At 36.8% G+C, this 14,091-nt stretch carries 11 protein-coding genes; 5 read left to right on the top strand and 6 right to left on the bottom strand.

Features of this window, described 5'->3' with window-relative positions; all coding sequences use genetic code 11:
* Nucleotides 1–78: 78 nt before the first annotated feature.
* The 5 genes from ACTNEP_RS15550 (at nucleotide 79) to ACTNEP_RS15530 (ending at nucleotide 8,541) form a co-directional block, all read left to right on the top strand.
* A complete protein-coding gene (locus ACTNEP_RS15550) occupies nucleotides 79–1,473 on the top strand; it encodes an ABC transporter substrate-binding protein (RefSeq protein ID WP_441162936.1) in 1,395 nt (464 codons plus the stop codon).
* Nucleotides 1,474–1,637: 164 nt separating this feature from the next.
* Nucleotides 1,638–3,458 carry a sensor histidine kinase gene (locus ACTNEP_RS15545; protein WP_441162935.1) on the top strand — a complete coding sequence of 607 codons (1,821 nt, stop codon included), beginning with the start codon at nucleotides 1,638–1,640 and terminating at the stop codon, nucleotides 3,456–3,458.
* Entirely contained in the window at nucleotides 3,436–5,043 is a 1,608-nt protein-coding gene (locus ACTNEP_RS15540; RefSeq protein ID WP_441162934.1) for a response regulator transcription factor, read from the top strand. The genes ACTNEP_RS15545 and ACTNEP_RS15540 overlap by 23 nt, the downstream gene beginning before the upstream one ends.
* Entirely contained in the window at nucleotides 5,040–6,752 is a 1,713-nt protein-coding gene (locus ACTNEP_RS15535; RefSeq protein WP_441162933.1) for a heparinase II/III domain-containing protein, read from the top strand. Before ACTNEP_RS15540 ends, ACTNEP_RS15535 begins: the two co-directional genes overlap by 4 nt.
* A 1-nt stretch (nucleotide 6,753) precedes the next feature.
* Nucleotides 6,754–8,541, top strand: coding sequence for a DUF2264 domain-containing protein (locus tag ACTNEP_RS15530; protein WP_441162932.1), 1,788 nt, complete (start codon nucleotides 6,754–6,756; stop codon nucleotides 8,539–8,541).
* A 34-nt stretch (nucleotides 8,542–8,575) separates the two neighbouring features.
* On the opposite strand, the gene ACTNEP_RS15525 is transcribed toward ACTNEP_RS15530, so the two are convergent.
* The 6 genes from ACTNEP_RS15525 to ACTNEP_RS15500 all read right to left on the bottom strand — a co-directional run bounded on the left by ACTNEP_RS15525 (nucleotide 8,576) and on the right by ACTNEP_RS15500 (nucleotide 14,056).
* Nucleotides 8,576–9,643 (bottom strand): ABC transporter substrate-binding protein, encoded by a 1,068-nt coding sequence (locus ACTNEP_RS15525; protein ID WP_441162931.1) that lies wholly within the window; start codon nucleotides 9,641–9,643, stop codon nucleotides 8,576–8,578.
* Between the two features lie 23 nt (nucleotides 9,644–9,666).
* The gene (locus tag ACTNEP_RS15520; protein WP_441162930.1) at nucleotides 9,667–10,461 is read right to left on the bottom strand and encodes an ABC transporter ATP-binding protein; all 795 of its coding nucleotides are present in this window, start codon (nucleotides 10,459–10,461) and stop codon (nucleotides 9,667–9,669) included.
* Nucleotides 10,461–11,216 carry an ABC transporter permease gene (locus tag ACTNEP_RS15515; RefSeq protein WP_441162929.1) on the bottom strand — a complete coding sequence of 252 codons (756 nt, stop codon included), beginning with the start codon at nucleotides 11,214–11,216 and terminating at the stop codon, nucleotides 10,461–10,463. The genes ACTNEP_RS15520 and ACTNEP_RS15515 overlap by 1 nt, the downstream gene beginning before the upstream one ends.
* A gap of 272 nt (nucleotides 11,217–11,488) precedes the next feature.
* Nucleotides 11,489–12,442, bottom strand: coding sequence for a ribose-phosphate diphosphokinase (locus ACTNEP_RS15510; RefSeq protein ID WP_441162928.1), 954 nt, complete (start codon nucleotides 12,440–12,442; stop codon nucleotides 11,489–11,491).
* 97 nt (nucleotides 12,443–12,539) lie between these two features.
* Nucleotides 12,540–13,670, bottom strand: coding sequence for a glycerate kinase (locus ACTNEP_RS15505; protein ID WP_441162927.1), 1,131 nt, complete (start codon nucleotides 13,668–13,670; stop codon nucleotides 12,540–12,542).
* 104 nt (nucleotides 13,671–13,774) lie between these two features.
* Nucleotides 13,775–14,056, bottom strand: a complete 282-nt coding sequence (locus ACTNEP_RS15500) for a spore morphogenesis/germination protein YwcE (protein WP_441162926.1) — start codon at nucleotides 14,054–14,056, stop codon at nucleotides 13,775–13,777.
* Between the last annotated feature and the right edge of the window lie 35 nt (nucleotides 14,057–14,091).

The raw sequence follows: 14,091 nt of genomic DNA, 5'->3' as shown, positions 1-14,091 counted from the left end.
ATAGTGGCATGTTTTGTAGGTATTAATTTGTTAGCATCATAGTTGTAAGGGTTTTCAATTATATTAGGGGGTAGGAAAATGAAAAATAAGTGGTTGCTCTTATTATTAAGTATGGTATTATTCCTTGGCATTGTGACAGCTTGCAGCAGCAATAATGACGAACCAACAGCTAGTTCTGATTCAGAAGAAGCAAATACCGATCAACAAGAAAATGACGAAGAAGCCAGCTCTGATGAACCAGTAAAAATCATGTTTCATACACATGGGAATGAAGCATCATATAACTGGTCTGAAACAATTCCAGCATTTGAGGAGGCACATCCAGATATTGAAGTGGAATTGGTTATTCTTAGTGAAAGCGGGGATACAAATGAAGCTTTGCAGAAATTAGATCTTGCCGCCTCATCTGGTGAACAATTAGATGTGTTAATGTTTAGTGATCCTGCTTCATACGCGCAACGTGTAGATTTAGGAATGGTAGCACCAATTGATGAATTTATTGAAGAAGAAGGATATGAAGTAGTAGAGGAGTACAAGGTTAATACACAATTGGGAGAACAGTTTTTCGCACTTCCTGGTAAATTTAATCCATGGTATGTACTTGTTAATCAAGATCACTTAGAGGAAGCTGGATTAGAAACACCTGAAGACTGGACATGGGATGAATTTGCTGACTATGCCAATCAATTAACAACAGATGATCATTATGGAACATTCTTCCATGGACCGCAAAATGGTGGTTGGATGGAATACTTAAAATTAGCATTAGCGAGCAAACCAGACGAAACGGAATTATTAAATGCCGATGGAAGCTCTAATTTTGAAGATCCAATGTTTAAAAAGACGTTAGAACTCCGTTGGCAAATGGAGAAAGAAGACCTTTCAGCCACACCATATACGGACATAATGTCACAACAGTTACATTATCGTGATACTTTCTTTAATCAAGATGCAAGCCTAGTGTTAATTGGAAGTTGGATGAACACAGAACTTGGTGGTACTGATCAATTCCCGTTAGATTTTAATGTTGGAATAGCGCCATATCCGAAGAACAACCCAGAGGATGAAGAAGGATATACACCTGTAACCACTGATTACATGTCAATCGCTTCTAATTCTGAACATAAAGAAGCAGCTTATAAGTTCATTCGTTGGTATACAACAGAAGGTCAAGTTGTGCAAGGTAAAAATATTCCTTCTTGGAATGGTGTTGGCGAAGACGAACTAGAGACGATCGTGGATACTATTTTAGCAGATACCAATAGCCCAGAAAAAGTAGATAAGGAAGCATTAATTTCCGTATTACAAAACTCGAAAGCATCTAAATTAATTCCTCCAGCACCATATCAGGCAGAAATATATCAAATGGTGAATGATGAATATGAGAAACTGATTTATGAAGAGCAAAATATTGATGAAACCATTGAAGCAATGCATGAGCAAGCCCAAGAAATTATCGCAAATAATCAATAAATCTTGAATTAATTATAATAAAGCGTTTACAATTACAGTAAGGGACGTTAATACCGTTGTCCCCTAACATTCTTGATCTATAAGAAAGTTTAAACGGAGGAATCTAGCCATAAGCGCCATAAACTAGGCGCTTTGTGCTTTTCTTATAAATAAGGAGGATGATTATGTGGACTAAATATCGGAGATTAACGTCTCCTTCTTTTCGTTCTAAAGTGTTTCTAGCATCTTTTGTATGTATTGGCATCCCAGTATTATTGACATTATCGATATACAGCTATTTAACAAGGGATGCGGTAGAAGAGCAAGCGATGCAAAATGCAAGGAAAGAGCTTGACTTGACAGAAGAAAATGTGTCCAGAGTAATAGATGATGTGATAAATGCGTCTAATTTTGTTCAGATCGATTCGGAATTAAATACAATACTAAAAAATAAATCGAACCTGACACTAAACGAAATGGATAATCAAAGTTATTCACAATATTTAGAAGACCGTCAAGTCAGGAAAACGATTGAAAATATTACATTGTTAGGCGAAAAATCCTATGTCACGATATTGCTGAAAAATGGCCAGTATTATACGAATTATTCAACTGGTCAATTTGATCCTAACTCATTTTATCAACAGCAATGGTTAAAGGAGTTAAATGCTTTAAATGGTTTTGAATCCTACTGGTCCAGTGTGGAACCAACAATGCTGACGTATGAACGAAGCCAGAGCCCTTATCAGATGTCTGTTGCAAGAACTTTACGTGATAGCAATGGAGGGATTTATGGGTATGTTATTGTCACCTTACTGGAAACGAAGATCCGAAATATTTTAGATAACCAAAATCCATCAGAAGAAATCATGCTAGTCGACGACCAAAAAAAAATATTATCACATCAAGACCCTGAATTGATTGGGGAAGAGGCAGCCATTTTGGTGGACAATAATTTAAGCAATAGTTCTCAAATTGTGGAATGGGATGGGCAAAAATACGTGATGACGAATAAGGCATTAACGTTTAATGATTGGAAATTGGTATCTATTATCCCTTATAAAGCAGCGACTTCCAATATTAGTGCGATATTTTCCGAAGTGTTTTTATTATTAACTGTTTCTTTTGCAATATTTTTTGTCATCTTAGCTTATTTAATGAATAGAATTACAAAACCGTTGAAACATTTGGACAAAGTGGTGAAGAAGGTACAAACTGGTGATTTAAGTGTTCGAGCAAAAATAGATAGTAAGGATGAAATTGGACAATTCTCTCAGTCACTTAATCATATGCTTGATCGGGTAAACATAATGATTGCTGAAGTAAATCAAACACATAAAAGAAAAAGAAAAGCAGAATTAGCGATGCTTCAAGCACAGATTAACCCACATTTCTTATTTAATGTACTGAATTCGATTCGCATGAAAGTCTTTACGTATGGAGATAGGGAAAGTGCCAGTATGATTCAGTCCCTTTCTAAATTATTGCGTTGGACGATCGATCATAAAGAAGACCAAATTACTTTATATGATGAAATTAATTTAATGCAGGATTACGTTCATTTAATGAATATGAGACAAAAAAATGAAGTATTTTTAGAAGTGAATGTTTCAGCAGAAGCTTATCAGCAATTAGTACCGAGATTTTTATTACAGCCTTTAATTGAGAATTCGATTATTCATGGGCTAAACCAGGGGCCAGGTAAAATTATGATAGATGCTGACGTAAATAATGAGGTATTTCAGCTTAGCATACGAGATAATGGTGAAGGGATTAGCGAAGAGCAATTAAATAAGTTGAATGAAGCATTATGTTCATCCAAAACAACAAAACGTTCGAACAAAGGATTTTCGAGTATTGGTATGGCAAATGTCTACGAACGATTGGACCTTTCTTATCGAGTTCGCCCTGAAATGATAATAGAAAGTAAGTTACATGTAGGTACAACCATTACGATAAAGATTCCTTTAGGTGGTGAAGGTTATGTACAAAGTCATGTTAGTTGATGATGATTATCCGACGATTGAGTTTTTATCTAAAACGATTGATTGGGAGCGACTAGGTTTGGAGTTATTGAGTACACACGAGAATGGATTACAGGCCTTTCAACATGCGAAAAAAAAGATGCCAGACATATTAATCACTGATATAGGCATGCCTAAAATGGACGGGATCGAGCTTATCAAAGTATTAAAAAAATGGAGGAAGGATTTACAAGTAGCGATTATTTCCTGTCATAACGAATTTTCCTATGCCCAGCAAGCAATTAAGTTAGATGTCAACGATTATATTTTAAAGGAATCCCTTAACCCAGAAGACATTGAAGATATTTTAATTACCTGTAAAAGACGATTAGATAGTGATACTTCCAAAGTAGTAGAAGTGAAACAGTTACGCCATAAAGTAAAAATGAACGCTGATTTGGAAAATCAAAAGCTTTTGCGACAATTAGTCCAAGGATCTTCCAATAAATTATTGGATAGATTGAATCAAAGCGAAGGTTATATTCCTGTTCATTTTTATATCAATGACTATTATCAAGTAAAGAAAAACTTTATTTCTGATGATACCTTACAATTCGCCATTTATAATATTATGAGAGAGATAATTGATAAAAGGCTTCGGAACAAGGTGTTGTGTATCCATTACGATCAACATAAAGGATTTCTCTTTTATCCTGATCATGTAACCATTAAATATGACATTTTTGGAGAATTACGCGGTATATTAATCGAATTACAGCATGCATTGAACCAATATTTACATATACAGGTTAGCTTTCTGATTGGTCATAAATGTGATAAGAACAGAATAAAATCGGAAATAATCTCACTAATAAATAGTGATCAACAGATCTTTTTCACCCGTAATAGTTCGATTGCTCATCTAAAAGTTACTTCTTCCACCTACCATGGTCAGGAGATTTTTGATTATTATCAGGATGTAACAAATGATCTAAAAAAAGCTATGTTTCAACGTGATCTTCGATTATTTAAAGCAAAACTATCCGAATGGATCGATTTTTGTATAACGAAGCAATATGAGCCGACGGTTGTAAAAGAATGGTTCCTTCGGATGATTTTCGATCTGAATATGCGATTACGAACAATCCCTTATTTTCAATCTAATTATCATGTGGAATCGATACAGGAAGAGTTTTTTCTGTTAAATACCATTTATGAAATGCGTGATTGGCTTAATAACTATGCAGAGAAATGCTTAAAAGAAACGACACAGCAATTGAAAAATAATTATCATAAAGATGTTGTAAGCGCATGCTATTATGTTGCAGATAATATAGAGAAGAAACTATCTTTAGATGAAGTAGCAGATTATTTATATTTAAATGCTAGTTATTTTAGCAGACTTTTTAAAAAGGAGATGCAGATTACGTTTGTCGAATATGTGAAACAAAGAAAAGTAGAACGGGCAAAAGAATTGCTAGAATTAACGAACGACTCGGTTGGCCAGATATGTGCACAGCTCGGTTATGATAATCAAAGTTATTTTATCAAAGTATTTAAAAAGCTAGTAGGATGCACACCGCTTGAATATAGAGGAAGAAAAGGGAATGGAGTTAATGTTAAATGAAAAAAGACTGGAGAAGTAACGTTATCGCCCAACTTGAGCATGATGCGGAACATTTTCTAAACGCGCCTACTAGTACGATTGATTTTACTACCTACAGGCAATATATGGTTACCGGTGATCGCCAAAACTATGAGACTCTCTATTTCTTACGACGAAAAAGGCTAACGACTTTTGGTTTACTCCAATACCTTTATCCAGAAAGGAAAGCGTATACAGAATCATTAGAAAATGAAATATGGCAGGTATGTAATGAATTTACATGGTGTCTACCAGCACACTTGGATACAACATATGAGGAGCAAAACTATAGATCATTTAAACAAACCAATCAACTACAATATAGTATCGACCTTTTTGCAGCGGAGACAGCATTTACTTTGGCAGAATTCATCCATCTATTTGGTGAACAACTTGATGATTTTCTTGTGGAAAAAATGAAAATTGAAATCGACCGTCGCGTTTTTACTCCCTTTGTAGAACGTACTTTTCATTGGGAAAAGGCAACACATAATTGGGCATCAGTTTGTGGAGGATCAATCGGAGCGGCAGCATTATATTTACTAACTGGAGATAATAGACAAACTCCCATTATTAACAGAGTGATCCAAACGATGAAATGCTATTTACAAGGTTTTGAACCAGATGGAGCATGCACAGAAGGGTATGGTTATTGGCAATATGGCTTTGGTTATTTCATTTATTTTGCTGATCTCCTGCAACGCTACCGCCATATTAATTTATTCGAGGATACCAAGGTGAAAGCAATTGCTTTGTTCCAACAAAAAATTTTCTTGGTAGGTAATAACGTCGTCAATTTCTCTGATGCTGAGCCAACCGCTACTCCAATGCTTGGCTTAACTCATTATTTGCATAGGGAATTTCCTGAAGTACATCTGCCGAAAGAGTTAATCGCAACGACAAACCTTGTTGATCACTGTGGAAGGTGGGCTCCAGCTATACGTGAATGGTGGTGGTATGATGAAGAGTTCAAAGGAAGTGAATGGCCAGAAGAGAGCTACTTGATGGAGAATTCGTCTATTTATTTAACTCGTACTAATCAATATGCTTTTGCTGTAAAAGCAGGGCATAATGATGAACCACACAACCATAATGATATCGGTCAATTGATCCTTTACGGACGCGGGAATGTGTTTTTACGTGATTTAGGATCTGGTGAGTATCATCAAGATTATTTTAATGATAAGAGATACCAGTTTATTTGTAATAGTGCAGAAGGGCATTCTGTGCCTGTTATTAATGGGTCTTATCAGCAAGCAGGTGCACAGTTTTCCGGTGCTATCACACAGGTTAAAGAAAGCAATCATCGGGATGATATCCAATTGGATTTAAGCAATGCATATGCTGAGCAAATGACGTTTATCCGTCAGCTTTATTGGTATAAAACCGATAAGCGGAGGCTGGTGGTAAGTGATCATTTTGACTTTGATCAGTCACCATCTTCATTGATAGAGTCTTTTATTGCAACAGACCTTCCTTTTGATATACAAGACAATAACATTTACTTAAAAGGAGATAAGGAAACACTGGAAATTTCCTATGAAAAAACAAAAGTACTTCCTAAAGTGAAAAGAAAAAGCTTTCGAAACCATCAAGGTGAGCTCGAAAGCTACTTGCATATTTTGTTTAAAGTGTTAGAGTTAGATAAAAATATCTCGGTAAGGTTTGATTTTAATTTCTTGGAGGGATAGGATGAAGCAGAATCCGTTACGGACGAAAAAAGATGTGGAGAAACTATTAATAGATATGTGGAATCCGCTGACACCATACTATGATGAAACAAATTCACGGATCCGGCTAGGACAGACAGGTGCGGCATATTCTGAGGATGTTGCCGGACTTGAATGTTTCTCCCGAGTATTATGGGGGGCGGCACCACTGCTTGTAGCTAATGGCAGGACAGATTTATGGACGAAACATTTGCAAGGAATTATCAACGGCACAGATCCGACAAGCAAAGGTTACTGGGGCGAAATTTGGGACTATGATCAACGAATAGTAGAAATGGCGGCTTTCGGATACAGTTTATGTTTAGCTCCTGAACATGTTTGGGAACCACTTTCATCCGAACAAAAAGAAAATCTAGTAAACTGGTTATCACAAATAAATGAGCATCCTGCACATGATTGTAACTGGTTATTTTTTGCCGTGATTGTCAATATAGGTTTGAAGAAGGTCGGAACCCGATTTGATCAAGAAACAATAGAAAAAAACTTAAATAGGATTGAGGATTTTTACTTAGGAGATGGGTGGTATAAGGATGGCGATGTAGCCCATGTCGATTACTATACCCCATTTGCCCTTCATTACTATGGGCTGTTCTATGCTGCTGTTATGGAAGAAGATGATCCTGAGCGTTCGAAAATATATAAAGAAAGAGCCACTTTATTTGCCAGAGATTTTCTTTATTGGTTTAGTGACGATGGTCGTGCACTTCCATACGGGCGCAGTCTTACTTATCGTTTTGCCCAATGTTCGTTCTGGAGTGCTTATGTCTATGCAGGACTTAATGACATTCCTTTTGGTACGAGTAAAGGAATCATTCTCAGCCACCTTCGCTATTGGTCTAAGCAAGATATTTTTCTGCCGGATAGTACATTATCCATTGGCTATGAATATCCCAATCTATTAATGGCGGAAAACTACAATGCGCCAGGCTCACCGTATTGGGCATTTAAAACATTTCTTATTCTCGCATTGCCTGAGGATCATCCTTTTTGGCAGGTAGAAGAGCAGCCATTGCCTACATTGTCTGAGACAAAACTACTTGCGAAAGCTCAATTTTTAATGAAGCGTAATAATGAACATGTTGTAGCTTTTACTCCTGGTTATAAACATACCAATGCTCATACTCATACAACCGCCAAATATGAAAAGTTTGCTTACTCGAATTATTTTGGTTTTAGTGTACCGAGAGGAGAGCAAGGACTAGATCAGGGGGCGTTTGATAATATATTGGCGCTTAGCGAACAGGATCAATTGTACCGTGTAAAAAGGCAAGTTCTCGAAAAAAAGGTGGAGAATGATTATATTTATTTGAAGTGGGCGCCTTGGCAAGATGTTATCATCTATACTTGGATAATACCTGGATTACCGTGGCACATACGCATTCATGAAATTACTTCCAAACGACCACTCGACATAGCGGATGGAGGCTTCGCACTTGGATTATCAGATTCCGGAAATGATCTAGACGAAAATATAGCGACAACTGTGTATGGAAAAGTATCCGCTCTAGCTCTTACTGGAGATGCTCAATATAAGCATATTTTTCCAAATGCCAATACAAATTTAATGCGGAAACGGACTGTAATCCCGACACTAACGAAATCATTAAACAAAGGAACGCATTTATTTGTGCATGCCTTCTACGGATCACCGATTCAAGTGGAAGCACAATTGCCACGATTAGAGAACGGAATTATTTATCTGGAAGATAAAGAGTGGAAATTAGCTGATTTAATTGAGAAGCGGGGGTAACCCCGCTTCTAGTAAATATCGTGAAGTTCTAGGCCTATTCTTCATAAGTTCCAATTAAATCTAGTACTTCTTCAACCAGTGACATATCAATAATCTGATCAAAGTCTAAGTCACCATGGATGGCACCATTCTCTTCATAGAATTGATATTGTTTTTCTACATCTTCTTCATACAGGTAGCCATTAGGATTTAAACCTGTAACACCAACTTCTAGCCACAAATCTTCGTCTTTTAAAGCTGTGTGATTGGCCATAATCGAGACAACTTCTCCTTGGTCATCAATCCCCTTCACGAAGAAATCATGATAATCCCGCACGCCTCTTAAATATGCTGCCATAAAACGAATTGCCACATCACGACGGTCTGTTAAAAAATGTGGGGAGCCTAAAACCATGGCAATTTGTGCCTCTGGAGCATAATCAGTGGCATCATGGAAGCGTTGGTGAATATCTTGATTTTCTCCTTGGGTAATAAGAGGCTCAATCTGTAAAGCGAGATCAATTTGGTTATTCCCCATTGCTGCCATCATATTACCGAAATCACTCATTAGCACAAACTCCACCTCATCCTCGGAAACTCCTGCATGCTTCAGCATTTCATTGTAAATATAATGATCCACACCATTTTCAGTTGATACTGCTATTTTTTTACCTTTCACATCAGAGTAGTCTGTAATTTCATCCTTTAAATCCTCTCGTACAACAAAGGTGAAATATGAGCTACCCTCATTATTATGTCCTTTATCGGCAATAAAACGTACATCAATACCTTGTGCGATTGAATTAAAGAAAGAAGCAGAAGATATTCCACCAGCTACATCGACTTCTCCTGCAGCCACAGCAGGTAGCATTTCATCACTATTACCAAATGTAGCAAATTCTACCTCAATGTTATACTCTTCAAAATACCCCTTATCCTTTGCAATGTAAAAACCTGCACCAGAGGCAGAACCATCTTCAGCAATGACGACATGTGCCGTTTCATCAAGTGGGGATAATGGATCACTATTCTCACTATCTTGCTGTGAACCGGAATCAGATGATTGACAACCACTTACAACTAAAAATGCAACAATCGACATTAAAAATAGAATCTTTTTCATAGTTATTCCTCCATAAGAATTACTCAACTTAACCTCGCTTGCTTTACTTCATGTTGTAGATGCTCCCATACATCTAAGAAAATATCTGTCATCGTTGAATCTGATCGTACTTTTTCAATGGAGCGTGGTCGTTCCATATTAATAGGAATGTCCTTAATAATTTTTCCCGGTTGCGAGCTCATTAGTAATATCCGATCACTTAGCAGCAACGCTTCATCAATACTATGAGTAATAAATAAGACGGTTTTTTTCGTTTCCTGCCAGATCGAAAGTAGTTCTTCCTGTAAAATAAATTTGTTTTGTTCATCCAGTGCAGCGAAAGGTTCATCCATTAAGAGAATCTCCGGATCATTTGCGAAAGCACGGGCAATACTGACACGCTGTTTCATCCCTCCTGAAAGCTCTTTAGGATACAAACGTTTAAAATTGGTTAAGCCAACTTTGTGTAAATAATACGCTGTGCGTTCTTTAACTTGATCTGTTGGTAAGTGTCTCATTTTTAATCCAAATGCAACATTTTCTTCGACAGTTAGCCAAGGAATGACACCATTTTCTTGAAACACCATTGATTGTAATGGATTTTGTTTATCAATTTGGTGAATGAATACTTCTCCAGTACTCGGTTTTTCTAAATTAGCTAAAATTCTAAGTAAAGTAGTCTTCCCGCAGCCACTTGGTCCTAATAAACAAACGAATTCACCTTGTTGAATCGATAATGTAATATCTTGTAAAGCATCGATGAACTTATCTCGTTTAATAAATCGTTTTGATAATTGGTTAAGTTTTATTTTAGCCAACTTTATCCCTCTTTTCTGCATTATTTCCAGGGCAATAATTTCTTTTCTATTCCTCTAAGTAATAAGGAGAAAAAGTAACCAAAAAACGAAATAAGTAACAAACCTACATACATTTGTGGCAGTAAGAAAGCTTTATAATTCATCCAAATTAAGTAGCCAATACCTGAGTTTGCACCAATCATTTCAGCTGCTACTATTGTCAGTAATGCAATCGCCTGCCCCATTTGGATACCTTCCAACATAACAGGCAATGAACCAGGAAGGGCAATCTTGAAAAAGAAATCCTTCGCATTGGCTTGATAATTTTTCGCCACGTCTAAGTAGATTTTATCGATATTAGCAACACCTGCAGCTGTATTAATAGCTACTGGAAAAAAGACACTTATGGCTATCGTAATCATTTTGGAAAATTCTCCAATGCCAAATAAAATAAGGATAATAGGAAGCATTGCTAATGTTGGAATTGGCATAAAAATCATAATGATAGGTGAGAAAAAATGTTTGAAATACCGATACATTCCCATTAACAGTCCGATACAAATTGCTGGAATTACTCCTAGTAAAAAACCAAATATAATTCGATTTAAACTAACGGTAATATGGGTGAAAAGCTCCCCAGACTCTCCCATTTGCACTAGTGTTTGGATGATTAAAGTTGGTGCTGGAAAGAAACGCGGATCTAATATTTCGAATTGAGAACAAAATTCCCATAGGAGTAGCAAGCATAATGGGGAGGAGATGGTAATCAATTGTGGAATAGATATTTTTTTTCGCATAACATCTCTTCCTCCTCTTTATATGGCTATCATATGTATTCGCCCAGCAGGTGTGCAAAAAAACAATGTGAGATAAACTGACTAGTCAGGGGGAGGGAGATTCTCAATATGTCGATCTTAATGAATAAAAAAAATGATCGTACTGATTAGCAGTGTAGGTAAACAAGTTACTCATAGGGGGTAATGTAGGAGGGCAAAATGATAGCACCTAGAATATAGAGGTTCTATATTCCAGGTGCAGTTCAAGGTAATGATGGTATGTCTTGCTTTAATTAAACATATAACGAGCTGATAGATTGTTGCTCATAGAGGCGAATAATGGCTTCAGCGACGACCGGAGCAACAGTTAATTGAGTAATTTTATCGATTTGTTTTTCTTTTGTTAATGGAACGGTATTAGTAACAATTAATTCTTTTATATCGGATTCAGCAATTTTATTGACAGCAATCCCTGAAAGTACAGGATGGGTAGTGCATGCATATACCAGTTTCGTACCATGATTTTTTAATGCTTCTGCACTTGATGTAATACGGCGACCAGTATCAATAATATCATCAATGATAATAGCTGTTTTGTTAGCCACTTCACCGACAATATTAATGATCGAGGCATCATCTCGCGGGCCACGGCGATCAACAATAGCAATTGGCGCTTTTAACTGGTCAGCCAAATGCCTTGCGCGTGAAACACTACTATGGTCAGGTGCTACTACTACAATATCTTCTAATTTTTTTGCATCCAAATAGCTACCGATAATCGGAACAGCTGTGATAGGATCTACAGGAATATTAAAAAAACCCTGTGCCTGTGGTGCATGTAAATCAATCGAAATAATCCGAGTCGCTCCAGCTTTTTGGATAAGATCTGCAATTAATTTGGCAGTAATCGGTTCACGGGCACGAGATTTTCGATCCTGTCGTGCATATCCATAATATGGTATTACCACGTTGATCGATCTTGCAGAAGCTCTTTTTAAGGCATCTACCATAATGAGCAGTTCCATCATATGGTCTTCTACTGGATCATATGTAGATTGAATGACAAAGACATCACACCCTCTAATACTTTCCTCTATATTAATTTGAATTTCTCCGTCACTGAAAGTTTTAACGGAAGACTTACCTAAATCAATACCAATATGATAGGCAATTTCTTCAGCAAGAGGTAGGTTGGAGTTTAAAGAAAAAACTTTCAATTTGGTATTATTGTATGTTGTTGCATTCAAGCAAAAGACCTCCTAATTATTGTATGTTTTTACTACGATATAACCCGACTGATGAAAGTCCTATTTTATTATCCCAAAAAGTGACATGCGAAACAAGTTATCTCTCTTCCTTTATTGCTTGAATTAATGACATAATTTGTATTGTCTGTTCTTTTAAAAGTGTTGAGGTATTATTCATACATTCAGTCAGAGTTAATGGCTTGTTTACAATTGAAAAGCATCCCGCAAAGTGGTCTCTTAATTTGGCAGTATCACCGCTCAAACTGCCAGATAATAATATTGTCGGTATGTTATATTTGTGAGCCATTTCAGCAACAAAACCAGGTGCTTTCCCATATAAGGTTTGCTCATCACTTTGACCCTCACCAGTAAAAATAAGGTGAGCCGTTGCAATATGCTGCTCAAGATTGATTACGTCTGCAATTAAAGAGGCGCCCGATTCCAACTTTCCTCCTAATGCAAGAAAGGTAAATCCAAGACCACCAGCGGCACCAGCTCCAGGTGTTTGCTGCCAATTATCATGAAGTTTTGCTTCAATCAGACTAGCAAATTTATGTAAAGCTGTATCATATTGATGGATTTGACCAGAAGTTGCCCCTTTTTGCGGACCATATATCGCACTTGCGCCGAATTTACCACAGAGGGGATTGTCGACATCACAAGCGATTCGAAAATCAACTTGTTGTAAACGAGCATCTAAACCATCCAACTGAACAGAAGCGACTTGCAGTAGGTCTTTACCGAATTTATCTAATTGATTACCGTTTTTATCAAATGCTTGTAAACCAAGAGCTTGCAACATGCCTAAACCACCGTCATTTGTAGCACTACCACCAAGGCCAACTATTATTTCCTGACAACCTTTATCTAAGGCATCGAGAATTGCTTGACCTATCCCGTAGGTTGTAGTCAAATCTGGGTTACGCTTTTCAGCAGGGACTTGATACAAACCAGCATGCATGGCTGTTTCAATCACTGCAGTATTCTGATTGATAATGGCATAGCTTGTCTCGATCGTTTTTCCTAATGGTCCGAGAGTAGATATCTGGATCCTTTCTCCTGAAGTAGCGGACAATATTGCTTCGATTGTACCTTCACCACCATCAGCCATTGGTTTTGTGATAATTTCGTGATTTCCACTTAATTGAATTGCTGTCTTTATCGTATTTGCTACATCTGTAGCGGATAGACTTCCTTTATAGGAATCAGGTGCGATTACAATTTTCATACTATTTCCCCCAATAATCAATGTGCCTTGAGTAAATTATAAAAGAGGTACCGTTTACATTCAATCAATAAAAAAGATGATGCATGGTGACATCATCCTTTGCATTAATTATTTTGTTCAACCATCAGTTGACGAAACTTCATCGATTTTCGCATTTCAAGTAATACGATCGTAAAGGCAACATGCCCGTATAGGAGATTGGCAATAAATAAAATCCATAAATATTCTTCTCCTTGCCCGATACCGACAGTGATATATTTTATAAAGGTAAACCAAGCGCCTATAACAAAAGGAATTTGCCCGATTGCAGTTTTTTTCCAATTATCGCCCCAAAGGATAAATGGGGTGAAACTAAAAATCAACAAGAAAATTAATAATATATCCATCTTGATCACCTCAAATGGTAAAAGTTATTTGTAAG

Source organism: Gracilibacillus sp. HCP3S3_G5_2, from assembly GCF_052063305.1.
Taxonomy (GTDB): domain Bacteria; phylum Bacillota; class Bacilli; order Bacillales; family Amphibacillaceae; genus Gracilibacillus.
The sequence above is the reverse complement of the archived record's forward strand: the minus strand, read 5'-3'. Positions and strand labels throughout refer to the sequence as shown.